The organism is Porphyrobacter sp. SLTP, from assembly GCF_009905735.1.
GTDB lineage: Bacteria > Pseudomonadota > Alphaproteobacteria > Sphingomonadales > Sphingomonadaceae > Erythrobacter.
On record NZ_JAAALE010000003.1, the window covers coordinates 100,791 to 126,514 of the forward strand.

The 25,724-nt window shown below is 62.3% G+C and carries 16 protein-coding genes; 6 read left to right on the forward strand and 10 right to left on the reverse strand.

The window, feature by feature from the left end; all coding sequences use genetic code 11:
- Positions 1-37 precede the first annotated feature (37 nt).
- The 4 genes from GVM20_RS03495 to GVM20_RS03510 all read right to left on the reverse strand — a co-directional run bounded on the left by GVM20_RS03495 (position 38) and on the right by GVM20_RS03510 (position 8,294).
- Positions 38-1,492, reverse strand: coding sequence for an efflux transporter outer membrane subunit (locus tag GVM20_RS03495; protein ID WP_166545922.1), 1,455 nt, complete (start codon positions 1,490-1,492; stop codon positions 38-40).
- Entirely contained in the window at positions 1,489-4,692 is a 3,204-nt protein-coding gene (locus GVM20_RS03500; RefSeq protein ID WP_166545923.1) for a multidrug efflux RND transporter permease subunit, read from the reverse strand. Before GVM20_RS03500 ends, GVM20_RS03495 begins: the two co-directional genes overlap by 4 nt.
- 9 nt (positions 4,693-4,701) lie before the next feature.
- Positions 4,702-5,856 carry an efflux RND transporter periplasmic adaptor subunit gene (locus tag GVM20_RS03505; RefSeq protein ID WP_166546061.1) on the reverse strand — a complete coding sequence of 385 codons (1,155 nt, stop codon included), beginning with the start codon at positions 5,854-5,856 and terminating at the stop codon, positions 4,702-4,704.
- Positions 5,857-6,170: 314 nt separating this feature from the next.
- A complete protein-coding gene (locus GVM20_RS03510) occupies positions 6,171-8,294 on the reverse strand; it encodes a PAS domain-containing hybrid sensor histidine kinase/response regulator family protein (protein WP_166545924.1) in 2,124 nt (707 codons plus the stop codon).
- Between the two features lie 155 nt (positions 8,295-8,449).
- On the opposite strand from GVM20_RS03510, the gene GVM20_RS16495 reads away from it, so the two are divergent.
- The 4 genes from GVM20_RS16495 to GVM20_RS03530 all read left to right on the forward strand — a co-directional run bounded on the left by GVM20_RS16495 (position 8,450) and on the right by GVM20_RS03530 (position 15,399).
- Complete coding sequence (locus GVM20_RS16495) at positions 8,450-10,171, forward strand: alpha/beta fold hydrolase (RefSeq protein ID WP_166545925.1); 1,722 nt, start codon at positions 8,450-8,452, stop codon at positions 10,169-10,171.
- A 90-nt stretch (positions 10,172-10,261) separates the two neighbouring features.
- On the forward strand, positions 10,262-11,254 hold the full coding sequence (locus GVM20_RS03520; protein ID WP_234031827.1) for a hypothetical protein: 993 nt from the start codon (positions 10,262-10,264) through the stop codon (positions 11,252-11,254).
- A 267-nt stretch (positions 11,255-11,521) separates the two neighbouring features.
- Positions 11,522-14,188, forward strand: coding sequence for a PAS domain-containing hybrid sensor histidine kinase/response regulator (locus GVM20_RS03525; protein ID WP_166545927.1), 2,667 nt, complete (start codon positions 11,522-11,524; stop codon positions 14,186-14,188).
- 284 nt (positions 14,189-14,472) lie between these two features.
- A complete protein-coding gene (locus tag GVM20_RS03530) occupies positions 14,473-15,399 on the forward strand; it encodes a GGDEF domain-containing protein (protein ID WP_166545928.1) in 927 nt (308 codons plus the stop codon).
- A gap of 25 nt (positions 15,400-15,424) precedes the next feature.
- Here GVM20_RS03530 and GVM20_RS03535 read toward each other — a convergent pair whose 3' ends face one another.
- Positions 15,425-15,817, reverse strand: a complete 393-nt coding sequence (locus GVM20_RS03535; RefSeq protein ID WP_166545929.1) for a hypothetical protein — start codon at positions 15,815-15,817, stop codon at positions 15,425-15,427.
- 748 nt (positions 15,818-16,565) lie between these two features.
- Positions 16,566-17,183 (reverse strand): PilZ domain-containing protein, encoded by a 618-nt coding sequence (locus tag GVM20_RS03540; protein ID WP_166545930.1) that lies wholly within the window; start codon positions 17,181-17,183, stop codon positions 16,566-16,568.
- 294 nt (positions 17,184-17,477) lie between these two features.
- On the opposite strand from GVM20_RS03540, the gene GVM20_RS03545 reads away from it, so the two are divergent.
- Together GVM20_RS03545 and GVM20_RS03550 are read left to right on the forward strand one after the other, a co-directional pair.
- Positions 17,478-18,101 carry a response regulator transcription factor gene (locus GVM20_RS03545; protein ID WP_166545931.1) on the forward strand — a complete coding sequence of 208 codons (624 nt, stop codon included), beginning with the start codon at positions 17,478-17,480 and terminating at the stop codon, positions 18,099-18,101.
- Between the two features lie 303 nt (positions 18,102-18,404).
- Positions 18,405-20,099: a DUF885 family protein gene (locus GVM20_RS03550; RefSeq protein WP_166545932.1), complete on the forward strand. Its 1,695-nt coding sequence runs from the start codon at positions 18,405-18,407 to the stop codon at positions 20,097-20,099.
- Positions 20,100-20,108: 9 nt separating this feature from the next.
- Here GVM20_RS03550 and GVM20_RS03555 read toward each other — a convergent pair whose 3' ends face one another.
- From GVM20_RS03555 to GVM20_RS03570, 4 genes are all read right to left on the reverse strand, one after another.
- A complete protein-coding gene (locus GVM20_RS03555) occupies positions 20,109-20,258 on the reverse strand; it encodes a hypothetical protein (RefSeq protein ID WP_166545933.1) in 150 nt (49 codons plus the stop codon).
- A gap of 87 nt (positions 20,259-20,345) precedes the next feature.
- Positions 20,346-21,953: an FAD-NAD(P)-binding protein gene (locus GVM20_RS03560; protein ID WP_166545934.1), complete on the reverse strand. Its 1,608-nt coding sequence runs from the start codon at positions 21,951-21,953 to the stop codon at positions 20,346-20,348.
- A gap of 233 nt (positions 21,954-22,186) precedes the next feature.
- A complete protein-coding gene (locus GVM20_RS03565; RefSeq protein WP_166545935.1) occupies positions 22,187-24,781 on the reverse strand; it encodes an MSCRAMM family protein in 2,595 nt (864 codons plus the stop codon).
- Between the two features lie 27 nt (positions 24,782-24,808).
- Positions 24,809-25,630 carry a fimbrial biogenesis chaperone gene (locus tag GVM20_RS03570; RefSeq protein ID WP_166545936.1) on the reverse strand — a complete coding sequence of 274 codons (822 nt, stop codon included), beginning with the start codon at positions 25,628-25,630 and terminating at the stop codon, positions 24,809-24,811.
- Positions 25,631-25,724 lie beyond the last annotated feature (94 nt).

A 25,724-nucleotide genomic window follows, 5' to 3' on the forward strand; every position in this document is an offset into this window, starting at 1 on the left:
ACTGCGAGGCGCCGGGCCTATGGTCCGGCGCCTCCTGTCAGGGCTGCCCGTCCGTTCGCCGCTCGTCCACCGTCTCGCCTCCCAGGGCGCGGTATAGGGCGACCCGGTTGCTGGCTTCGATCAGCTGGGTCGCGAGAAGCGTGCGCTGTGCCGCATAGGACGCGCGCTGTGCATCGAGGCTGGCAAGGAAGGAATCGATCCCGCCGCGATAGCGCAGGTCGGCAAGACTGAAGTTATCCTCGGCCGCATCGACAAAGGCGCGGTTGGCGCGCAGCTGTTCGGTGATCGTGCCGCGGCGTGCGAGCGCGTCGGCAACATCGCGGAAGGCGGCCTGTATGGCGCGCTCATAGCCTGCGACCGCCGCTTCGCGCTGCGCCTCGGTCTGAGCCACACCGGCCTGCGCGGCGCCGCCTGCGAACAGCGAATAGCGCACATTGGCGCCCGCTGAATAATTGAACGCCGCGCCCGTGAACAAGGTGGACAGCGCATTGCTCGCAAAGCCTGCAAGCCCGGTCAGCGTGATCCGCGGGAACAGCGCCGCGCGCGCCGCGCCAATCTCGGCATTGGCGGCGCGCAGTTCGTATTCCGCCTGCATCACATCGGGTCGGCGCAGTAGGATCGCGGAATCGAGGCCAGCCGGCAGCGTGCGCACCGCCTCGCCCGCATCGGCGAGCGATTGCGGCAGCAGCGCGTCGTCCACCGGCGCGCCGACCAGCAGTTGCAGCGCGTTGATGTCCTGCGCCAGAGCGGTTTTCTGCTGCGCGATATCGGCTTCGGCGGTGGCAAGGATCTGTTCCGCCTGGCGCAGATCGGTGCGCGGCGCGATACCGCCGTCGAGCCGCAGCCGGGTCAGCTTCACCTGCTCGCGCGCATTGGCCGCCGTATCCTCGGCAAGCTTCAGCAGGGAGCAATCGGCAGCATAGGTCAGCCACGCATCGGCGACATCGCCAATCAGCGTCAGCCGCGTTGCCCGGGCCGCCGCCTCCGTGCCGAAATAGCGATTGAGCGCGGCATCGGACAGCGACTGCAACCGTCCGAACAGGTCGACCTCGAACGCCGTCGTGCTCACATCGGCGGTGTAGCGCACCCCGGCGGTCGAGCGGCTGGCCGACGGATCATTGCCGATGTCGACGTCCTGATTGCGGTTCTGGTTGGCTGTGCCGTTGTCGAACTGGGTGCGGCCCGCGCCTACGCCGACCTGCGGCAATTGGCCCGCGCGCTGGATGCGGAACTGCGCACGCGCTGTGGCGATGTTGGCGGCGGCCACGCGCAGGTCGCGATTATTGGCGAGCGCCCGTTCTATGACCTGTGCGAGCCGCGGATCGGCGAAGACCTCGCGGTAGGTCATCACCGGCAGCGCGGCCTCGCTCTGCGCAAAATAGGCATCGCCTACCGGCCACGATGCCGGGACGGGCAGGGCGGGCTGCACATATTTGGGCGCCATCGAACAGCCCGAAAGCAACGCCAGCGCGATCAATGCCCCGCTTCTCATGCCGTGCCTCCTTCGGTTGCAGCAGGCGGCGAGCTTGGGCCGAGATGCAGCTTCTTGAGCGTGTCGCGGGTCGTGCGGCGCACGATTACGAAGAACAGCGGGATGAAGAAGATCGCCAGCACCGTCGCGGTCAGCATCCCGCCGATTACCGATGTGCCGATCGCGATGCGGCTGTTGGCGCCGGCCCCGCTCGACAGCGCCAGCGGCAACACGCCAAAGATGAAGGCGAGGCTGGTCATCAGGATCGGACGCAGGCGCAGGCGGGCCGCCTCAAGCGCGGCATCAATCACCCTTGCGCCGCGCTTTTCGGCCTGTTCGGCAAATTCGATCACAAGGATGGCGTTCTTCGCCGCCAGACCCATCGTGGTCAGGAGCCCGATCTGGAGGAAGACGTCGTTCTCAAGCCCCCGCAGCGTTACGGCGAAGACCGCACCGACCAGACCCAGCGGAATCACCAGCATCACCGCCACCGGGATGGTCCAGCTTTCATAGAGCGCGGCAAGGCACAGGAAGACCACCAGCAGCGACAGAGCATAGAGCAGGGGTGCCTGACCGGAGGACAGCCGCTCCTGGAACGACAGGCCCGACCATGCGACGCTGACGCCCGGTATGTCCTTGGCCAGCGCCTCGATCCGGTCCATCGCCGCACCCGAACTTTCGCCCGGCGCGGCCTGACCGTCGAACTGGAAACTGGGATAACCCTGAAAGCGGGACAGCGTGGTCGGCGTGGTCGACCAGCGGGTGCGGGCAAAAGAGGAAAAGGGCGCCATCTGCCCATTATCGCCGCGTACGAACCACCGGCCGATATCGTCGGGCGTCGCGCGGTAGGGCGCATCGGCTTGCACGAAGACGCGCTTCACCCGCCCGCGATCAATGAAGTCGTTGACATATTGCCCGCCCCACGCAGCTGACAGGGTGGCGTTCACATCCGCCTGATTGAGCCCCAAGGCGGCGAGCTTGGGCTGGTCGATATCCACCTGCAAGGTCTGCACATCGGGCAACTCGCCCAGTCGCACACCGGCGAGGGCGGGATCCCCCTCCGCCGCCGCGAGCAGCTTGTCACGCGCGGCGATGAATTCCTCGCGGCTCATCCCGCTGGTGTTCTGGAGCTGGAGGCTGAAGCCGTTGGTCTGGCCAAGGCCGCGGATGGCGGCAGGGACAAGGACATTGACCTGCGCATCGCGGAACCCGGCGAACGCCTTGTTGGCCCGCTCACTGATCCCGTCGGCAGAATTCTCCTCGCCTTCGCGCTTCGACCAGTCGACGAAATTGACGAAGCCCTGTCCGGTGTTCTGCCCGGCCGCACCCTGTCCGCCGCCCGCAACGCTGAACATGACCGCGATGTTCTTGCGCTCATCTTCCAGCATGTATTTCTCGATGGCGAGCTGCACCTCGCGCGTGCGCCCCAGCGTCGCACCGGCGGGCAAGCGGTACTGAAGGCGCACCGATCCTTGATCCTCGGTCGGCAGGAAGCCGGTCGGCAGGCGCACAAACAGCACGGCCAGCAGAACCAGCACAATCGCGTAGATCGCGAGGAACAGCCATTTGCGGTCGACCACCCGGCCCACGGCCACCACATACTTGTCAGTGCCGCGCGCAAAGGTGGTGTTGAACCACGACTGGGCCTTTGCCAGAGCTTCAGCCCCGCGAGGCCAAGCGCGTTGCAGACGGCTTGGGTGATCGTCGACGGCATGCTGCTTCTGCCGCAACAGCGTTGCGGTCAGCGCCGGACTGAGGATCAAGGCGACCAGCGCCGACAGCACCATCGCCGATACGATCGTGATCGAGAACTGGCGATAGATCACGCCCGTCGATCCGCCGAAGAACGCCATGGGCAGGAACACCGCGGACAGCACGACCGCAATGGCGACCAGCGCCACCTGGATCTCGCCCATCGACTGGATCGTCGCTTCCTTGGGCGTCATGTCGGGGTTTTCTTCGAGCAGGCGCTCGACATTCTCGACCACCACGATCGCATCGTCGACCAGCAGGCCGATTGCCAGCACCAGCCCGAACAGCGTCAAGGTGTTGATCGAGAACCCTGCGACATAGAAGATCGCGAAAGTACCCAGCAACACCACCGGCACGGCAATGGTGGGGATCAGGGTCGCGCGCCAGCTTTGCAGGAACACGAACATGACGAGCACGACCAGCAGGATCGCTTCGATCAGCGTCTGCACCACCTCGTCAATCGACAGGCGGATGAAGGCCGTGGTGTCATTGGCATAATCGACATTATAGCCCGGCGGAAAGCTCGGCTTGGCATCGGCGACGGCCTGTTTGACAAGATCGGCAGTGGCAAGCGCGTCGGCGCCCGGCGCAAGCGAGATGGCGAGGCCAGCCCCCGGGTGTCCGTTGATCCGGCTGGATGCCGAATAGTTTTCCGCGCCCAGCTCAACCCGTGCGACATCGCTGAGCCGCACGATCGCGCCGCTCTGTTCGGACTTGAGGATGATCGCCTTGAATTCGTCCACGGTGCGCAAGCGCGATTGCGAGGTGACCGTGGCATTGAGCTGGTTGCTGTCCGGTTGCGGCACCCCGCCGACTTCTCCGGCCGCGACTTCGGTGTTCTGGTTGCGGATCGCGGTGACGATGTCGCCCGGCATCAGCCCGACCGCGGCAAGCCGGTCCGGATCGAGCCAGACCCGCATCGCGTAAGGCGATCCGAACACGTTGGTTTCTCCCACGCCTTCGATCCGCGAAAGTTCGTCCTGAAGGTTCGAAACCAGAAAATCGGACACATCGATGTTCGTGCTGCGGTCGGTTTCGTCATAGACGCCGACGATCATCAGGAAATCGGGGTTGGATTTGGTGACGCGCAGCCCCTGTTGCTGCACCTGTTGCGGCAAGCGGGCGAGCGCCTGTTGCACCTGGTTCTGCACCTGAACCTGAGCAATGTCGGGATCGGTTCCCTTCTCGAAGGTGGCGCTGATCGTCACCTGTCCGCGCGATGTGGAGCTGGAATTGAAATAGAGCAGCCCGTCGATCCCGGTCAGTTGCTGCTCGATGATCTGGGTGACGCTGTTTTCCAGCGTCTCGGCCGAGGCACCGGGGAAGGTCGCGCGGATGTTGACCTGTGGCGGCGCGACGTCGGGATATTGCTCGATCGGCAGCAGGGTGATCGATCCGATGCCTGCCAGCATCGTAATGATCGCCAGCACCCAGGCAAAGATCGGCCGTTCGATGAAAATGCGCGACATGGCCGCGCCTCAACCCTTCGTATCGGGCTTGGGGGCAGCGATCACCTGCGGCTTGCTGGCCGGAACAGGGCGGATCGGCGCGCCCGGCTTGATCTTGGCGACGCCTTGGACGATCACCTTGTCGCCCGGTTTCAGTCCGCCCGTCACCACCCAGTCAGAGCCAACCGCACGGGTCGCCTCGACCTTGCGTTCGGCGGCCTTGTTGCCGGCATCGACAACGAAAACGCTCGCCTCGCCCCGGGCATTGCGGGTCACGGCCGCCTGCGGAACGAGGATCGCGCCGGTATCGATCGCCTGATCGAAGCGCGCCCGCACGAACATTCCGGGCAGCAACAATCCGTTCGGATTGGGGAAGCGGGCGCGCAGCGTCACCGTGCCCGTCTCCGGATTGACCATCACTTCGGAGAACTGGACGACCCCTTGCGGGCCATACTCGGTCCCGTCCTCAAGGATCAGGCGCACCGCCGTGCTGGCCGGCACAGCGCCGCCTTGCACCAGTGACTTGCGCAGCGCGAGAAGATCGGCGCTTGATTGCTGGATATCGACAAACACCGGATCCACGCCCTGGATCACTACGAGCGGCTCGGCCTGATTGCCGGTGACCAGCGCGCCCACCGTGAACAGTGAACGGCCGATGCGGCCGGTGATCGGAGCGGGCACGCGGGTGAACTGGAGGTTGATATTGGCCGTCTGCAGCTGCGCGCGCGCCTGCTGCACCGACGCTGCTGCCTGACGTGCGGCCGCCTGCGCATCAGTATAGTCCTGCATCGCCACTGCCTGCGCTTCGGCCAGCGGCTTCAACCGCTCGGCACGGACGCGGGTGGCTTCCGCATTGGCGAGAGCACTGTTGAGGTTGGCGTTAGCCTCTGCTGCGCCAGCACGAAACAGACGCGGGTCGATCTCGTAAAGGGTCTGCCCCGCCTGTACCAAGGCCCCTTCGGTAAAGAACCGGCGGCGGATCAGTCCGCTGACCTGCGGCCGCACCTCGGACATCTCGAACGCCGTGACACGTCCCGCCAGTTCGACCGGAACCGGCACGGAACTGGCCTTGACCACGACATAGCCGACCTCCGGCACAGGCCGCTCGCGCGCTCCATCGCCCGCATCACCCGAACAACCAGCCAGCGCCAGCGCAGCGAGCCCGGCGACAGCGAAACGGAAGATGTGCGGTGGTTTGGTCTGGGCAGGGAGAGAGATAGCAGTCTCGCAGAAATTGGCCGCATGAGGGCCGTTGGTGGCCCCTAGCTACGGCATTGATCCATGGTAGGCTTTGGGTGCCGCGCGCGACCTGCCTTGTTTTTCCTTCGCGTCACCACGAAGCTTCCTTGCACCTGAAACGCCCGGTGGCCAGCATGCAAATATGCAAACCTATCGTTTTCTGCGACGAGCCGTTTGCTTTTGACCCCACGATTCCCGGTGAGCGCCTCTTATCCCGCCACTCTGCCGCTGTGTCCGTCAGAGGCGCATGCATTGAGCCGCTATTGATCCAGAAGCTTGCGAATGGTTTCGGCCAATTCTGTCCGGCGGAAGGGCTTGCTCAAGACGCTCAATGGGTTTTGCAGGCGTCGTTCCCGCATCAGCGGGTCTTCGCTGTAGCCTGATGCCAGTAGCACCTTCAGTCCCGGTTGTTGTTCCAGGGCAACCTCCACCAACTGCCTGCCGTTCATCTCGCCGGGCATGACGACGTCTGTGAAAAGCAGATCGAAGGGCGGGCTTTCCGATATGATCTGCAACGCGTCTGCGGCCGATCCTGCGGCCACGATGGTGTAGCTGAGCCGTTCCAGCTGGACGACAAGGCTCTGCCGAACCAGAACATCATCCTCGACCACCAGAATGCGCTCCGCCCGGCCCGTTGGGACCTGCTGCGCTTCGGGTGGGGCAAGCTGGATTTCATCATCATCGGTTGCAGGGAAATAGAGGCTGATCGTGGTGCCATTCATGAGCTCCGAAGCGATCTCGGCGAACCCGTGCGACTGACGCACAAACCCCCACACCATCGAGAGGCCAAGACCTGATCCCTGGCCCACCTCCTTGGTCGTGAAGAATGGTTCGAACGCACGTTCGATATCCTGTGGCGGCATCCCGCAGCCATCATCCGCGACAGTGATCATGACATAGCGGTCACCAACGCAGTCTTCATGGCGCCGCGGATCATCCGCACCAATGATGATGTTCGATGCCGTGATGATGATTTCACCGCCATTGGGCATGGCATCGCGCGCATTGATCACGAGGTTCAGAATGGCATTCTCCAACTGGCCCGGATCAACCTCGACCGACCAGACATCGGGATCAGCTGTCAGCGATATCGTGATGTTTTCAGGAATGGTCCGGCGGACCAGCGTTTCGATGCCTGCGAACAATCCGCTGAGATGAAGCTTGGTGGGAGACAAGGTCTGAAGCCGCGCGAAGGAGAGCAATCTGCTCGTGAGCATGGCTCCGCGCTCTGCTGCCTGCATCGTGGTTTCCGCCAGCCAGCGCGAATCCGCGTCCGCAGCATGGATTTGCGCGAGCTCCTCCGCATTGCCGAGTATGATCGTAAGCAGATTGTTGAAATCATGCGCCAACCCGCCTGTCAGCTGGCCCACAGCTTCCATCTTGTGGGCCTGACGCAACTTCTTTTCCAGAGCATTGAATTCCGACACATCGGTGGAACTGCCGATAATCCGGGTGGGCTTTCCTTCGGCATCATGCAGGATCATGGCGCGTTCGACCATGTCGACAACTTCGCCATCGGCGCAAACAAACCGGAACTTGCACAGCCATGTCCCTTGGCCGTTTGCGATGGCTGCCCGCAGGCTTTTGACGACACGCTCGCGGTCGTCGGGATGGATCCAGTTCTCGCGGGCCTGCGGATCTGTCGCGAATTCGCGCGGGTCATAGCCGTAGCTGTCTAAGAGCTTTTCGTTCCACCACACCGTGCCTTCGACAAGGTCAATGTCGCAGACAAGATCATTGGTCGCGAGGCTGAGCAAGCGGAAGCGTTCCTCGCTCACGCGGAGCGCAGCGGCGCTCCGTTCAGTCTCCTCGGCAAGCGCAGCACGTCTGATCTCCTGATCGCGGTGTTCCGTGAACAAGCCGATGAAAGCCACAAAAGCAAAGTAGCTGATCGTGTAAGCCAAGACGGTGGCAATGCCGACCGCGTCCGTCAGATCGGCCATCATGAACACGATCATCGGCGCGGGGCCGATGTTTACCAGAAGTCCGATCGGGCGTTTGTAAAAGCCAAAATTGGTGAAGTGGTGGAACACAACCAACGGGAAGAACCAGGCCATGTAAGGCAGGGTCCGGGAAATCTGATCAGTGGTGGCGTAGGCGATGATCGCCCCTGCGTTGAGGTGCACACAGTAATAGATTGTGAGGCATCCCGTGATCACACCTGTCGCCATCGCTGGCCGGATCGACATTGCGACCAACAGGCTGCCGGTTACGACGGCAGCAATGCCCAGCACCCAGGACTCCGGACCGGATATGTTGCCGAGGCCGACGGCAACAACCGTCCCCAGCATTGCCCCGACAAATGCAATGATCAGCGATAATCTGACCGAGTTCTGCGCTTGCCTGCGGCGGTAACTGAAGCGGCTGATATCCGTATCGTTCATGCCCGGGCTGCCTTCAGGGTGATGCCGAATTTACAGAATAACGCATTGGCCTAAAATTTTCGTGCGTCTCAGCGCCTTTTGCCCGCCGGGCCGCTTACTGGTTAGCATGATACTGCCCGGTTGATTTAACCCATTTAGGGGGATGTCGCGTGGCGGTGCGCAAGCCTATCACCCACATCGTTCCACCAGAGGGCGGCAACGCAGTGCATAAGGTCGATGTCATCCTTCCGGATCAATTCACGGGCGGCCCCGACGCGATTGGCTCTGACGACGGCTGGTTGCAGGTGCAGTTCGCACGGCTTGAAGCGCAGACCGAGGGGTTCTGGTTCGAAACCTACGACGACAAGCGCTTCGGGCCGTCGATCGTCATTGTCGGAGACAGCCCGGCAATGCGTCGGATCATTTTCGATCCCGCATTGATGACCGATCCAGTGCCGGCAGGTAGCCTCTGCGTGTTGCGGCCAGACTGGAATCTGATCGAGGCACAATTGCACGGCTTCACCCAGGATTTCGGGATGTCGCCATCGGTCACCCGGCTGGTCGTGGCCTTGTTCCAGTCGGGCGATGTCCGGGCGGCGGCGGCACGCGCGGGGCTGGCCTATGAAACCGCGCGCGAATATCTCGGCGCAGCGCGCCAGATGGTGGGCGCGACGAACCTTCAGAATCTCATCACGCTCATCGGTCTGGGGATCGCCCGAACCGGGAGAAATGCGGAAGAAAGCGACGCTTTGCTCGCCTACGCGTACGGCTTGTCCGAAAGGCAGACCCAGATCGCGGGCCTGATCGCCAATGGCGCTGCGCGGCAGGCAGTGGCGCGCACGCTGGGGGTGTCCGAAGCCCTGGTGAAGAAAGAGCTCGCGCATATCTTCGCCGCCGTCGATGTCACCAATGCGGCGGCCCTGGCGCGCACGATGGTGGAGTTCCGGCTGCTCGCGATCGCGACCAACCTTCATGACGGACACGACCCTTTCCCCGAGGCGGTTCACCACGTTCTCACCCTCACCGCGCGCGATGGCCGGGTGATCATGGCGAGCGACTATGGCCCGCGCTCGGGCGAGCCGCTCTTGGTGCTGCATTCCAGCATGACCAATCGCCCGGTCAATCGCGCGCTGGTGGAAGCGCTGCAGAACAATGGCTATCGGCCGATTGCCATCGACCGGCCCGGCTTTGGCGGAACCGATGCAGCGCCGGAGGACTGCCGGGGTGACGACTATTTCAACCTCGCCGCACGCGACATCGTCGATGTCTGCGAAGCCAAGGGCTGGGCGCACATCAAACTGGTGTCGCGCGGGGCGGCGCAGATCATCGTCGCACTGCATCGGCTATGCCCCGAATTGATCGCAGCGGCCGTGATCATGAATCCCGATCCCGATGCCATGTCGAGCTCCAAGCGAAGCGGCTTTCTGGCTGCGATGAAGCGCAACTTTGTGCGGCGGCCATGGGCGGCCGGGATGATGTCGCGCTGGGCTGTGCAATCGCTGACCTTCGCACGGGTGCGCGACAACGTCCTGCGCTCGGCCGCGGGCTGTCCGGCCGATGAAAAGATCATGGCCGATCCTTTGCACATGCAAGACTATTATCGGGGCGTCACGGCCTTCCGCGAAGGCAAGCTCGATGGCTTCGTGCGTGAACAGACGGCTCTGGCGACCGTGGGCATGCCGCAACCGCTGCGCGGGACCCAACGGCTGACGCTGCTGGTGGGCGATCAGGACAGCATCCACGATCCGCATGAAACAATGCGATATTGGCGAAAGGTTCTACCCGACGCGCACATCGCAATGGTACCCGGTGCAGGGCGTTTCATGAGCTTCAGTCACCCCGAACTGGTCGTCAGGGCGCTCAGCCGCCAGCCAGCCATCCGGCAATCCGCGGTTTAACCGCCCCAATCCCCCCAAACGGATATGCCGCCGCTTTCGCGCCTGATTAACGTCCGGCGCTATGCGCAGGATTGTCGAATGGGGAATGGAATGAAACGGTATCTAGCAATCGCAGTATTGGCCATCATGGTAGCGGGGCCTTTGGCGCTGCCAGCCCAAGGTGCGGACCCCAAGCCGGCCATCAAGATCGACAAGCCTGCCGCAATGAATGCGTCGAAGCAGGTGGTGGTCGGCAGCTTTGTGGTCGCCTTCCTCATTGAACGGCGAGACAGCGCCAAAGCTGGCGGCGGGTTACTGGGCTCGGGTTTCGGGGGCAAATCTTCGGCCCGCAGCACCTTGGCCGGACTGACTGACGCCGACTTTCAGGCCGCGACCGATGCGGCCTACGCCGATTTCGAACGGCAGATAACGGCGGCGGGCTACACTGTCGCGGATCGCGCACAGGTGCTGGCCGCAGTCACTGAAGGCGGCGCCAAGGCTCAGGAGAATGGCGCAGAAAAGGACCTCATCCTTGGCCGCGATTCCAAAGCCGAGGCCCGGCTGTTTGCTCCGTCGGGCTGGGGCGGCCCCCTCATCGCACGCGAATTTCTGGGTCTGATGGGCCCCGGCGGATTCAACGGTGCCCGCAGCGCAATCATGATGACGATGAAAGGGCAGGAATTCGCCAAAACCAGCGGTCAGGCGGTGGTCAATGTCTTCTATGTCGTCGATTTCGCCCAGGCCGAAACCTACGGCGGCGCTTTCCGCAATGTCTCGGCGGTCAACGTCAAAGCGGGGCTAGCGACAGTGCCCGAAGCGAGCAAGCTCGTGGTCTTTGCACCAAAGGGGCAGATCGGCACAGCCACCTTGCGGGAACCGATCGCGGTGGGCGGTGCGTTTGGCGAGTTTGCCGACACGCAAAGTGGCGGCGAAAAGGCGCTCAACACCGCGGCCAACGTCATCGGCTTTCTGGGCGGTATCGGCACGAACAGCTCGAAAAAGTACACCATGACAGCCGATCCCGCCGCTTGGCGCAGCGGCCTGTCGGAGTTGATGAGCGCCACCAATGCGCAATTCACCGCCGCCATGAATGGAGCACGTTGAGGCGGGCGCAGATGGATCGCGCTCCTTACCGCCAGTCCCGCGACGCTGGCGGTAAGGACAGCCCCGTCAGACCGGGGGCCGTCCATCCCTTCGGATGAGACACCGCGCCGGATCTCCCCACCATAGCCCAATAAACAATTCCCTCGAACGGTGCACATCCGCTAACACTGTCATCTGTGACATGGTTGGCGGCCACGACCTTTGGCTCAGTTGCTCCAACTAAGCGCTAGAGTGGGGACGGGAATGGGTGGGACCTTCTACACAAACATGCTGGACGCTGTCTCCGACGGGGTCGTGGCGTTCAGCCCGGACCGACAGATTATTTATTGTAATCAGGCGTTTCTTGATATCACCGGCCTTGATCGCAGCGATCTGGACCATGGACTCTGCGTGGCTATCCAAGGCGCTGACACAGATCGTGAAACAATCGCCAGAATTGATGAGGCGCTTGCCAACGGCACGTCGTTTGATGGCGAAATTCTCAATTACCGCAAATCCGGCGAAGCCTTCTGGAACCATTTGTCATTCAAGCCGGAGACCGACGCGACCGGTAGCGTAACCCATTTTATCGGGATTTCGCGCGATGTGACAGCCAACCGCAGCACGCTGACACGGTTCTCCCAGCTGGAGCGGGATTACGAGTTCATCTTCGAGAATGTGCTGGCTGGGATTATCATCCGTGATCCGGACTCCCGTGTCCGCTACATCAACCCCAAGGCGAGGGAAATGCTCGGCCTGACCGGAGATACCACGATTGACGCGGCTACTGTCGAGCGTGGCTGGCAGTTCCTTCGCCCTGATGGATCGGTGATGCCCCCTGCGGAGTTCCCGTTCTACCGTGCTCTACGCGAACGCGCGACGGTGCGAGGTGTGTTGATGGGGCACAGGCGGACATTCGACGGCAAGATCGTTTGGGCGCTCTGCGACGCGTTCCTCGCCAATGATGACAAGGGTGATGTGGCAGCGGTGCTGGTGAGCTTTACCGATGTCTCTCGCCTTATCGAAAGCGAGCAAACCGCCCACGCATATCGCGAACGCTTCGAGCTTGCCGCGCGCGCGAGCCAGGATGTGATTTTCGAATGGAACATCGAAACAGGTGCCTTCAGTGCCAACGAAGCGTTCAAGAACGTCTATGGCTATGAACCGCCGGAAATCATGGGCCCCGGCAATCTCGACGCCCGCAATACAGTGGAAGCCGATCAGCACGCGGTGCGCGATGTCACGCTGAAGGCCATTGCATCAGGCGAAGAGCGCTTTTCCGTCGATCACATGATCAATCGCCCTGATGGATCGATCGGCCATATCGTGATCCGGGCCTTCATTGTCCGCAATCCGCAAGGCGAGGCCTTGCGCGTAATTGGGACGGCGACCGACATTGGTCAACTTTCCGCCGCGCTTGCTGCACTGGAGGAATCCGAGACCCGGTTCCGGATCATCGCTGACACGGTCAGTGACATCCTGTGGGATCACAATTTCGAGACCGGGCGATTGTGGATGACGCCGGATTGGAACATCAAGCTGGGCTTGGAGGCACCGCAGGAGCCTGTCACGACGGATGGCTGGGTAGACCTGATCGATCCGGCGGATCTTGAAGCAACGCTCCAATCCTATCGCGAAGCCTTGAAATCGAATGCGACGCAGTGGGAGAGAGAATACCAGGTGGTGGGCGCGGATCAGCGCAAGATTGATGTGGCGGTAAAGGCGTGCATCCTGCGTCGTCCCGATGGCAAGGCTTACCGCGTCTTGGGCAGCGTGCGCGACGTCACCAATCTGAAGCGCCAGCAGGAAGGCTACAGCCGCGCCCGCGCACTTGAAGCTGTCGGGCAGCTGACCGGCGGCATCGCGCATGACTTCAACAATCTGCTGATGATCATCCTCGGCAATGCCGAATTGCTAGGCATGAGCAACCTCAGTGATCCGGATGCCGAAAGTGTCGCCTTGATCGGTCATGCGGCGGAAAACGCCGCTACCTTGACCAAGCGCTTGCTGGCATTTTCCGGACAAAACCGGCTGAAGGCAAGTCGCGTCGATATGGCGGCATTGCTCGATAACATGTGGCCTCTCCTGCGCGCTGGGCTGCCGGAAAGTATTTCCGTGACCCGGAGCATTGATGAAAACATCTGGGAGCCGAATGTCGATGCCAACAGCCTTGAGCAGGCGATCATCAATCTTGCCATGAATGCGAAGGACGCCATGCCGAATGGCGGAGAAATCTCGATCCTTTGCGAGAACCATGTGGTGACAGATGACATGGTGCCCAATGCATCGGGTTTGGCAGCAGGGCGCTATGTGCTCTTGTCCTTCTCAGACACCGGCAGCGGTATGTCGGCGGATGTCTTGAGCAAGGCCGTCGAACCCTATTTCACGACCAAGGAGTTCGGCAAAGGTACCGGACTGGGCCTGAGCACGGTCTATGGCTTTATCACCCAGTCGGGCGGCAGTTTAACGATCCATAGCGAGGAGGGTGTCGGCACCACGGTCAATCTCTATCTGACCGCCGGCACGGGGTGCGATTTGCACGATACCCATGACGCTGCTGAGGCGCGGCACAACCCTGCGCCCCGGCATCATCGCATTCTGGTAGTGGAAGACCAGCCAGACGTGCGCTCGCATGTCGAAAGATTGCTTTCGCGGCTCGGATACGCGGTTGTTGCGGCGAGCGATGCCGTTTCGGCGCTTGCGATCCTGAAGGAAGGGCAGACGTTTGATCTGCTCTATACTGATATCATCATGCCTGGCGGAATGAACGGCCAGGAACTCAGCAAGGCTGCCAAGCAAATCGCCCCGCGGATGAGAGTGCTTTTCACCTCCGGTTATCCGGCCGCTGCGTTCGAGCACCTGGGTATCGAAGACCAGAGCAGTATCAATATCCTCCGCAAACCTTACAGGGCCAAGGAGCTTGAGGATGCCATCGCCAAAGCGATCTCTGACTGATTGATTTCGCGGGGTATTGGGCCGCGCCTCTCAAATCAGGGAGCGCGTATTTGCGCTTTTCCTGTCAGTCGTAAGTCATTTCTGGCAACGAAAATGCGCGGTGTTCCGGGATATTGAGCTCAAGCAGCAGTCAACTCACGAACGCGACTGCAAGAGCGAAATTACATCCTGAAGTTAATAGAAATTTTGCTTGCTTCAGGTATCTCTCGCCTATGGGAACCGGAAGAAACATCGACCGGCGTAAAGCGCAGCCCCAAGCCATCCGGCTTGGGCAACCCCTATTCATGCACGTCCCAAAAGCAGTTGCCGAGCCCGTGCTGACAGCCTGTGCCCTGATCATCATCATCTTGAGCAACGTCGCTTCTGAAGTTTCCTTTGGCCCATTTTTATTGGTCATTTGCGCCTTTGGCGCTTGGTTCTTGGGCAACAGATTTGCGCTCTTGCTCAGCTTATTTGTTGCCTCAACTCAGATACTTAACGGTCATGCCCCCGCTCTCGAGGGCAGTCCCCTGATCATGGTATTGAAATTTCTGAGTGTGCTGGCGGTCGTCTTGATGCTGGGCGTGGCCCGTGCCGCGCTTGAACTCGAGTGGCGCTACGCGAGAGTTGACCAATTGACCGGAGCCCTCAATCGGAAGGCATTCTTCGAGGCCATCGAGAGCGGAGGAAGCCGAACAGGCCTGACTGTCTTGGTGTATGCCGATGTCGATGGCCTCAAGCTGATCAACGATCAGTTTGGCCATGATGCCGGAGACCGCGCGCTTGGCGGCTTGGCACATCGCATTAAGAGCGCAATCAGGAAGGACGATATCTTCGCCCGAATAGGTGGCGATGAATTCGCGATCATTCTGAAAGTGCGGGACGCTCATGCCGCGGAATTGGTGGCAAAGCGGCTGAATGACGCACTCAATCTCGATCCTCTCAAGGGAGAGGTTGATATACGCTGCAGCTTGGGTGTGCTGGTTTTGCCGCAGGGTTCAAAGTCTATCGACGCCGAACTCAAGCAAGCGGACACGTTGATGTATCATGCCAAGAAGGCTCAGGTTGGCATGATGATGGCAATTTCGATTGAGGGCGACATGCAAGCGTTCGCACCTCCCGCTTCGAGCACCAGTTCCGATGGTCAACAGCGAGCCGCTGTGCGTTCGGCCCGGCGCGCCACCGGACTTGCAAGAAGTGATGATACGCCTGAAGGCACTTTAGCGGCTTGAGAGTGGCTTTGAAACGGTTCTGAACTCAGGGCATGGCCACAAGATATGCCCGGGTCGCCGGCGTTTCGGAAGGCTCGCTTTGGCTGCCCATTTCTGCGGAACGCGCCACACCCATGCCTGCTGGCGCGAAAGCAAGTGTTCCGCCATTTGTTAGAACGACATATGGCGCGCCGGGCTTTACGCCCTCAGGAGATCTTCCCGCCAACGGCTTTGGTGTGTCCTTGTCACCAGCCGCCGATGCCGAGCCTACATAAATCGTCTCGGGGATCACGATGGTGAAATCCAGCTGTGCTGACGCTTTCGTGCTGGCTATCGGGGTCGTCTCGAACCGCGATCCGGCCTTGGCTGCCTCAGAAAAGACGATGAGCGCGGTGAGCGCTCCGAGCCCGCTTAGAGAGGATTCCGCCCAACGCTTCACGCCCTGTCCCTTCACCATGCCTATGCGATAGACTGGGAAGACTACGTGGTTTTACCTCGGAAAGCGTAGCCTGTGACCCAATGACTGGTACGGGAAAATGCCGCAACTGCAGGTTAACCAAAGAGCGGGCAGCGACCGGCCCGTAGACGTGCAAGAGCGCCAATTGCTTTTTGACCCGCGTCCGTGGGCAGGAAAAGTGGGTTGGCAAAACGGCGCGATCCGACGCGCCATCATCTCCACGATCCGCACGTCGGCCGGGTCGTCGTTGAGGATCAGCAACTGGCGCGCAGCGCTGCAATTCGCGGCCCCTGCTACCCCGGCTTTAGGATGTGATAAGGGCTTCGCCCTGATGCGAGCCTTTGTCTAGACTAGGGAGCTCATCGGCTCGCCAGGGCGCGCCCCGCCACCAGCAGGGGAATTTGAGCCGAAAGGGCTACCATGCATGATGGAGTGGTGGTCAAGGCGCCAGGCGCAGGTGGAGACCAAGCCATCACGCGCCTGGAAACCTTGACCAAATCGTGACTCAGTTTGTTACTACGCCTCGACTTCAGGTATCCCGTAACTTGCCATTTGCCATCATGAGAGATCGCAACGGCGAGGCTCCAGCTGTTGAGGCATTACCGTTAATAGTGTCGGCTCGGAAAAAAACGGTGAGGGCGAACCCCGTAAGACTACGGGTTTCCGTAGCGGCAGTTCACTGCGTCCATGACCGCCGCCGAGACCCGAGCGGCGGCCTTCCTGCTCAGGATTACGTGGTCATGCCACTGAGGGCCGGTTGCTGCGCCGGACTGGCGTGTGGCCGCGAATGAACCGGTGGCTGTTGCAGCCTTTCGACGAGACTACGAAACTCACCGGGATGCATTGGCTCTGCAAAACGCACGCCCGCGCACCCCTGCCGGGCCCAGCGGATTGTAGCCAGTTCAAAACAGCGATCCGCAATCTTGAGTGAGACCAATTGTCCTGCTCGAAACTCGTAAGGGCTGCTGATGCACGCGCCCCGAATTGAGAGATTGCTGATCGTCACACCCTCCTGACGACCATTCACGAACAGGTGTGCGGAGAACGAGAGAGGCAGACGGACCGATCGCGGCGGGAAGATTTGGGGACTGCTGTTCACCAAGCTATCCGGTTCCGCACTCACGCCAAAGCGCCCCTCCTTCACCCACTTCACAACCCCGGTCCGCGGCCCCGCCGAGTCAAAGCAGTATTGGATTTCATCGCCCTCAGCGGCACCCGGATAGGCGTCAAGGCAGACCCCCGAGTCGGACACATTCCGCAAGGTCACATAAAACAGGCCCGACTGGGTCCGCACATAGGCGCTTTTAAACGTCGACGTCGCGCGAGGTTCGTGCCGCCTGTCCAGCATCTTTCGTCCTTTCCAATCCAAGCGTTCCGGGCAACTCCTCTGCCCAGCAAACGTTTATTTACAAAGGAAAACCAGAAAGTTTGCTCCCAACCCAGTAATGCCTTGTCGGAGCCATTGATCAATAATTTACCACGTAAATGGTCGATCTGGACGAACTTGCTCGTTACGCCTTGGCGCATACGCGCGAGAGGTGTATTCTATAATTTGCGTTATAGCTTTGCCTCGCTCGATTGCCCACTGCGCAAACGATATTGCGATGGTGGAATTTTCCCGCGAACTTTGAAAGTAAATCTGATGCAAAATCAGGCGGGTAGTGGGGCTTTAATCGCGATCGTCGATGATCAGCGCGATGTCCGGACGACCATCAGCAAGGGGCTGGAACGGCACGGTTACCGTATCCATCCCTTTGCGAGCGGGGCAGACCTTCTTGAGGCTCTCGAATACTTGGAGCCGGATTGCATTCTGCTCGACTTCCGGATGCCGGTGCTGGACGGCATGGCGACCATGAAGGCGATCCCCCCCCATTGTCGGCATATTCCCGTGATCTTTTTTACCTCGCATGGCGACGTGGCCCTCGCCGTCGAGGCCATGCAAAATGGTGCGCGCGACTTTATTGAAAAGCCGGGAACATTCGCAACCATTATCGCCAAGATTGAAGCCGCGCTGATTTCCAGCAAACCTTTGGTTGAAAAGTCGCATTCGGCTTCCGAGGCGCGCGATTTGATCGCAAGCCTGACCAAACGCGAGCACGAAGTCATGCGCCTGGCGTGTGACGGCATGCGAAACAAAGAGATCGCAGACACGCTCAACTTGGGTGTGCGGACCGTCGAATCCTACCGACACCAGGCCATCCAGAAGCTCGGCGAAAGCAAGCTCATCAACATCGCAAAGATTTTTCAGTCCGCGCAGAGCAGCTGAAGCTGATAGGCGGGATTTCTTCAGGCGAGATGATCATCTTGCCGCCAGCACGCTCAAATCGCGCGGCGTAGTCACGCCCCCGCCGTGTCCCTTACGCGGCGACCCTCGGCGAAACCCCGCTTGACCAGCACAAAACGCTCTTAGCCGAAATGGCCGCTTTGCAACGCTTCGGAACGCATTTGGGCGATGCCTTGCGGCTGTTACGGGCCGAGACAGCGCCATGGTGTCTGATGTGACCGCAATTTCCCCAGCTGGAACCAGAGCCGCGCGGTTCTTGGCACGCCCAATTTGCCCACTGGACAAATGGCAATCGCCTTCGCACCCTGCCGCCAGCAACCGGAGGCAATCATGCGGCACTTCCTGACGTTTCTTTTCCTCGTGGCCTGGGCGTCGGTGGCGAATGCACAAGCCGCGCCGAGAGGCACCTACGACGAGCTTCTCGCCGTGCATGAGGAACTCCAAGCCTACATGGTGCCCGCCTTCACACCGAGCGTGGTGCTCGATTCAGGAGCCCGGGTCGGCGTGATTTATGCTGACCCGCTCATGGCGGAAAAGCGCGCTGGTCTGACGCGCTTCGAGGAACGCCTCGCCGGCATGGCGGTCGATAGCTGGCCGCGTGATCAGCAGGCTGACTTCCTCGCTGTAAAATCGCTGCTGAACGGCTACCGCTTCAATCTGGAGGTGCTGCGGCCGTGGATGCGCGACCCCGGCTTCTATCTGGATCCCCTGATGCGGGTCGCCTTCACCGATCTGGGAGGAGGTGCGCCGGTGCGCGCGCGGCTATCGGCACAGCTCGCCGCCATTCCACCGATGCTGGCGGCGGCACGCGCCAACCTGACCGAGGTGGCGGGCGACTATGCTGACCTTGCGGTCTTCAACCTTGAGAACAGCGACGGGGTCAATCATTACCACCCCTACCGCGCCGTTCCGCCGCCCGGTATCATTGGCTGGTATGATGACCTCTTGGCGCGCAGCCGGGCCGATGCCCCCGAGCTTGAGCCGCAGGTCATGGCGGCGCGGACCGCGATCATGGCGTTTCGCGACTGGCTGCGGGCCGAGCGCGGACGCATGACGGCCCCGGCGGGCGTCGGTGCGGAGCGCTACGACTGGTACATCCGCCATGTGCGGATGATCCCCCTCTCCTCGGAGGAAATGCTGACGCTCGCCGAACGTGAGCACGAGCGCATGACCGCCGCGCTCGCCATCCTGCGTCACCGCAATCGCGACCTGCCGCAGCTTGACCTCTCCACAAGCGCGCAAGAGCAGCAGGAGAAGGTTCGCCGAACCGACCAGCTGGTGCGTGAGTTCCTTGTGCGTGAGGACATCATCACGATCCCTGAATTCGTGGGCGAGCTGGGCAGCAATACGCCCTGGATCGAGCGGCCAACCGGCCCGAATTTCTGGGAGCAGATCCAGTTTCGCGATCCGATCCCTGACCATCTCCACGCGGTCATTCCCGGTCACCGCTTTGACGCTGTCCTTGGCGAACGCGATAAGCGTCCGATCCGGGGCCGCTATAGTGACGGCGCGCGGGCCGAGGGCTGGGCAACCTATCTTGAGGAGGCGCTGATGCTGGCAGGGGCCACGCAGCACACGCCGCGCGCTGACGAGTTCATGGAGCTGTTCGGCATCTTCCGCGCGGCCCGCGTTCCTGCCGACATCGCCATGCAGCACAATCGCTGGAACGTGCGCGAGGCGGTGGACTATATGCGCGCAAAGACGCCCTGGCTTGACGAGGACGTGGCGCGCGTCGACGCGGAAATCTACCTGCGCCGCCCGCCGGGCTACGGGATCGCCTATACGATCGGCAAGCTACAGATGGACGCGCTGCTGGCCGACCGGTCGCAGCAGCTGGGCGAGCGGTTTTCGCTGAGGGAATTCCACGACACCTTTCTGGCCGCTGGAAGGCTACCCATCGCCCTCATTCGCTACGAAATGACGGGGCTGGATGACGAAGTCGCGCTGTTCTGGAAGACCCCGCCAATCCCGCAAGAATAGGTGTTCGCCTCAGATTCGCCGCAGGACGTTGAAGATCGAAAAGCCGGCGACGTCTTTTCCGTCTTCAGCCGCGGGCCAGCTTAATATCTCGCGCCAGCTGGCCTCGAACAGCGCGCCGTGCTGAAGCACTGCCCCGTCGAGCGTGACCGCACAGCCCACGCCCGTGAGCCGCGATCACATTTCGGCGGCAGCCATACCATCCCCGCCACTCCGGTCTGGCGGCCGCACTCGCTCAACGCTGCAGCCTCAAAACGCCGGAAAAAGCATTCTGCGCAAACGAGACGCGAGGGTCGGGGACATTTGCGCCATCTTCGGCCCGATCTCTGCGGCAGCCGTGATGCCTTGAACAAATGGCTGGTCGTGCAAGAGGTAAGGTATGGCCCCCAATGCGATCCGCCCACGCGCCTCGGCAGGCAGGGTAAGGCTGTAATCGCTCCCGACCGACGGAATCTCCTCTCCGGCAGCAAGCAGTTGATCCCTTAGCCGAGGAAATGGCAAGTCCTTCGATTCCAGCGGTTTTTGCCCTCTGGCGTCGATGAATATGTCGAACTCGTGATGGGTGCCGCCGACACTGATCGTCGTGCCGTGATCGGTGACCTCCTTGTCGTAATCCGGTCCAAGCTCCAGGAGCGTCAGTACGCCAGCCTTGTGCAACGCCAGGATCCTGCGGACAGACTCGGATGGGATCGCGGCATAATTGTCCATGAAGACCCGGCTCAGGCCGGAATCGAAGCGGTCCCTATCCGCATCATCGAGGAAGGGGACGATGTCCTGAAAGACCTCATGCATCCGCAGGATCGCATAGCGCCAAGGGACCGTGATGCGATTGCGCTTGTTGTGCTCGACTTCGGCGAGATTGAACTGCGCCCAGCGAAGCGCGTCATGCGCAACGCGATCGGCGAAATAGGCGTCGGCGATATCGTCGGGGCTGCGCTCGCTGAGTGAAACGCGCGCGGCCCACCACGGATCGGCCAGAGCAATTTCTTCCGCAAACAGCGCAAAGCACCGGTCCAGCAATCCCGCGCTGCCTTTGTCGATTTCCGCCTTGACGGCATCGGGTGTGGCGCGAACGAGCGGCTCGTACGGGATCGGGCAATAGAAGTCGGCTTCAGGCAAAATGCCGGTACGCGACATCAGCGTGATTGTCAGATCGGCGCTGTCAGGGTGCAACGCGAAGGTGACGCTCTGATCCTCGCTTTCGCCAAAATCCCCGTGTTGCGACACCACGGCCATGGCCGCGTCAATTGCGCTGAGTGATGTCCCCATGATCCCAATGTCGCATGGGGGAATGCTGTCATTGACCAGACCAGACCACGGGCTGGGGTAATAGGCCCGCGTCGCCTCGTCCGCATCGGGCCAGACGTGGCCTGTCGCAATGGCGACGCGATCAAAACATAGCGGCGCCTGATCGGTCTCGGTCCATAGGGCAACGCTGTCTGTGCGTGCCTCAAGATCGATGACGCGGCAGTTCTCCCTGATGTTGATGGTGATGCCACGCTCTCGGCCCTGCTCAACAAGCCAAAGGAGCTGATCCCGGAAGTATTGGCCCAGCAAAATCCGAGGGAGAAACTGCCGGTCATGCAGCTTGCCTTTGTCGACGCCGTAGCGGCCGAGCCAATCTGCGGATTGGGCGCTCAGCCATTCAAGATAGGTGGCGCCGATGGGCGGGATTTCGATGCTCGCGATATTGGCAAGCATCAACCGCGTGTTCGCGTCATCGTCGTAAGGCATCCCGACACCGGCCTGCTCACCCTGCTCGAACACCGTGATTTCGATCGGATCTCCTTTGGCCACCAAGGCCGCGACGGTGTAAATCCCCGTAGGCCCAGAGCCAACAACGGCCATGTCGTTCATAGAAATCGCTCTTTAGACTAGGGAAATGCGCCGTCATCGGTGACCGCATTCCTTACATGGACCGAACTGAGCATCTGCCTGCTTTCAGGAATAAGCAAGCAACGCGTTGGTTGATCACGAGCCAGCGAGGAAAAATCCCGCCTCAGCGTTGTTCTCGGAGCGTGGGTTTCGCAAAGCGAACCTCTGATAGCCGCCGTAAGGCACAAGCATGGTGGGGGTGGCCCGGCAATGTTTCAGCTGACAGGTGCGGGCGAGATCAGAAGGCTTCGGCGTGCATCGGGATCGGCGCGCGACAGGGTAATCGGGGCTGACGACTGCGTACCTGCTTCGACCTGCCAGCTTCCAAACCCTAACCCATCGAACAGGGCGTAACCGTCAAAATCGGTGATCGCGCGCGCGACCTCATCGCCAGCAGAATTGCGCAGCACCACCGGGACGCCCGAGCGCGGGGTCTGCCGGTCATTGGCGACGAGCAGCACCTGCACCTCGATGCTCCCGGTCGGAGATAGCGCGACGGGCACGTGGCGGATCTCGCCCGGGCGCAGGGCAAGGCGGTCGCCAACGCGCGCGGGTCGCAAGGTAAAGTCGGTGAGCGAGGACATCTGCGTCTCGATATCGACATCCGGCCCCGGCGCGATCCCGCCGATCAGGACTGTGCCGTCCGCAGCCGTTTCCTCGCGCCGCAGCGCCGCGCCTACGATGAAGCGACCGCCGGAGACGCCTTCTTCCGCAGCTCCGCGTGCACCGTCACCATCTTCGTCGACAAACATCTCCGCCATGATCGCGCCGCTGCGAGCAATCCCGGCCGGGGCCGTGCGCCAGCGGTTTGGCCCGCGCCACAGGCCGAGCGTCAACCCGATGCCAGCGCGCCAACCTTCGCCTTCGCGCCCCGCCGAAGCGCTGAGGCCGAGCGGGCCGAACTGCTGGCTGAAGGTTGCCCCGCCGCCGATTGTGCCGCTGTCCGCCTGCCAATCGAGATCGAGCGCGAGATTGCCTGCGCCCAGCTTGCGCGCCGCGCTGAGGTTGGCACCGTCGATCCGCCAGCCGTTCCGGTCCGAGGCGGTGATGCCGCTCCGCAGCCGCCAGTCACCCCGGCGCGCGGTCACGCCGAGCGCGGCCGTGCCTTGCCACGGCGCACTGCCTTCGCGAACCGCGCCCAGCGCGAGGTTTGCCTGCCAGTCGGCCATCGGCAGCACCATCCGCGCCACAGCGATGTGACGTTCGCCGCCGCGCCGCAGTGCGCCGGTCTGCACCCGCGCCTGCCAGGGCAGGCTGAGGCGGCCAAGACCGATCCGGCCCTGTCCGCTCACTGTCATCACCTGCGCAAATTCGCGCACCTGCGGCGGCAGGCCGGGGCCATCGTCGCGGCCATGCTGGGCGAGGTCGAGCACCAGATCCTGCGACCCGATCCGCCGCGCGAGCCGCAGGGCGCCGCCATAGCCGCCCGCCCGGTCACGCGCGCCGGTCACAGCCCAGAGCCCGCCGCCCAGCGCCCCGTTGAAGCCGAGTGCGACGGCCGGTTGCCCCTGCGTACCCGCGCGCACATCAAGCCGTGCGGTCACATCCGGCGCCATGCCCCAGTCGAGGCTGGCAAAGGCGGTCGGACCAGCGGGCTCGTCCGCCAGCGTTTCGCCAAGCAGCGGCTTTCCGCCGTCAACAAGGCCGAAGCTGTAACCGATCTCGTTCTCGGCGTTCATTTCGGTGCCGACGAGCCGGGTGAAGACCTCTTCGCTCATCTCGCCATTGGGGCCGTAGAGGCGCACCACCCAGCGGTTCTCACCGATGCGAACGGGGATGTCGCCGAACTGCCATTGCCCGGCGGCGTCAGGTTCGCGGGTGACCGCGACAAGGCGTTCCTCATGCCACAGCTCGGCCTCCCAGCCTTGCGGGAGCGGGCCGGTGAGGGTGATGGTGTCGACCAGATCCGCCCGCCACGGCGCGCGTGATGAAATGACGAGCCCGCGTCCCGATAGCGCGTCGGCGATCAACGGCTGGGCAGGCGCGGCAATATCGCCAAGCGCCAAGCTGCGCGCGCCGAGCGGGCCCAGCAGGTCAGGCGTGTCGCGCGCGTCGGAGAGCGTGAAACCGGGGGTGATGCGGCCGTCGTTGGTGACTGCAACACCGACCCGTCCGGCAAGCCCGAACAGCGCGCCGCTGGCAAGCAGATTGGCGGAGACCTGCTGGCCTTGAGGAGTCATGGCGATCCCGGCGCCAAGATCGGCGCTCCACAGCTTCACTGCGCCCTCCGGGCGGGCGAGCAGCGCGTAACGGGGGCGGGAGCTCTCGGGCCGCAGCCGCGCTTGCCGTTCTTCGCGTGCGAGGCGCATCAGCACCGGCAGCGCGGCCGTGGAGGCGATCAGCAGTCGCTGGCTGACTGTGTCATGGCTGAGGCTCATCGGGAGGTAAGCCGCCACATCGGTCAGCGGTAGGCACGCGCCGCTCGGGCTGGGAAGCAGCGCGGCGGCGGGGATTGTGACTGTGCGGCGCGGCTCGGGCAGGGTCAGAATGATATGCTCGCCAGCCGGTTCATGCGCCAGTTCCAGCGCATCGAGCAGCGGGAGGATCGCGACGCAGGCCCCGCCATCTGCGCCCAGATCATGCAGGGCTATGGCATCGACGATCAGCTTGCCATCGGCGAATAAGGCCGGAAGGGCGAGCCCGTCAGCGGCCTGACCGGCGCGCTCGGCCGCGGGGTCGCTGCCGAACAGCCGGTCGAACAGGCCAATCTCTTGCGCCCGAACTGGGGCAGCGACTGCGCCTGCCAGTCCGACTGCGCACAGCAGCTGGAGCGCCAGCCATCGCAGTGGCCAGAGGGGGCGGCGGGACATGGGTGCTTACCGAGCCAGGTCATGTGCTCAGAGCGCCGCGGTCAGGCTGGCGAGCAGCTTTCCGGCATTGGCCGGATCACCCGCGTCAGTCGAAGTGTAGTCAATCCGCACTGTCTTGCCGGCCAGCTTGGCGCGCACATCGGCGGGCAGCGGGACGATCACATCGCGGCTGGTGTTGGGGGTGTAGATCGCAACGCCGCGCACCAGCCAGGCGGGGGCTTTTTCGCCCGCAACGGTCAGGCTGACATCGCCATAGGTCGAGCGGGTGCCCGAACGATTGAGGCGCACCACCAGTTGATCGGGCGCATTATCTGCCATCGCGGCGGCGTCCATCGTGACACTCGCGTCGAGTGCGCCAACGCGCAGGATCACGGGAATGGTGATCGAGCGGATCGCTACGAGTTCGATCGAAAGGCTGTTGTCGGCGGCAGGCTCGCCCGCAATCTGGGTGGTCCCGGCGCTGACAGGCGCGGACATCAGACGCAGGTGCGAGCGGTATTCACCCGGCGCGAGTTCGCCCGGCGCGCTCGCCATGATCCGCACCACCTGGCGCGCACCGGGTTCCAGCACCAGCTGGCGGGGGGAATAGCGCAGCTTGTCGTCGGCGAATTGTTCGCCAGGACGGGCCTCGCCTGCGTCTTCAAGGCTGCCATCTTCCCGCATCCGGCGGTTTTCGATGTTGATACGGAAGGCAGCGGTTTCGGTGCCCTTGTTGACCAGCACCAGCTCGGTCGAGCGCGCCTCGGGGGTCAGCACCACACGGGTGGGGGCGACCAGCAGTTCGGCAGCGGCAGGCACAGGGGCGGCAATCGCCGCAATCAGCGAGGCGGCAATGGGAAAGCGGATCATGGGATGAAGACCTTACATGGGCAGGGGTTGGTCTTGTTCGTGGATCAGGGGATCCGGGAGCCGCGCGGGGGAATGCGCGGCTCCCGTCCCCCCT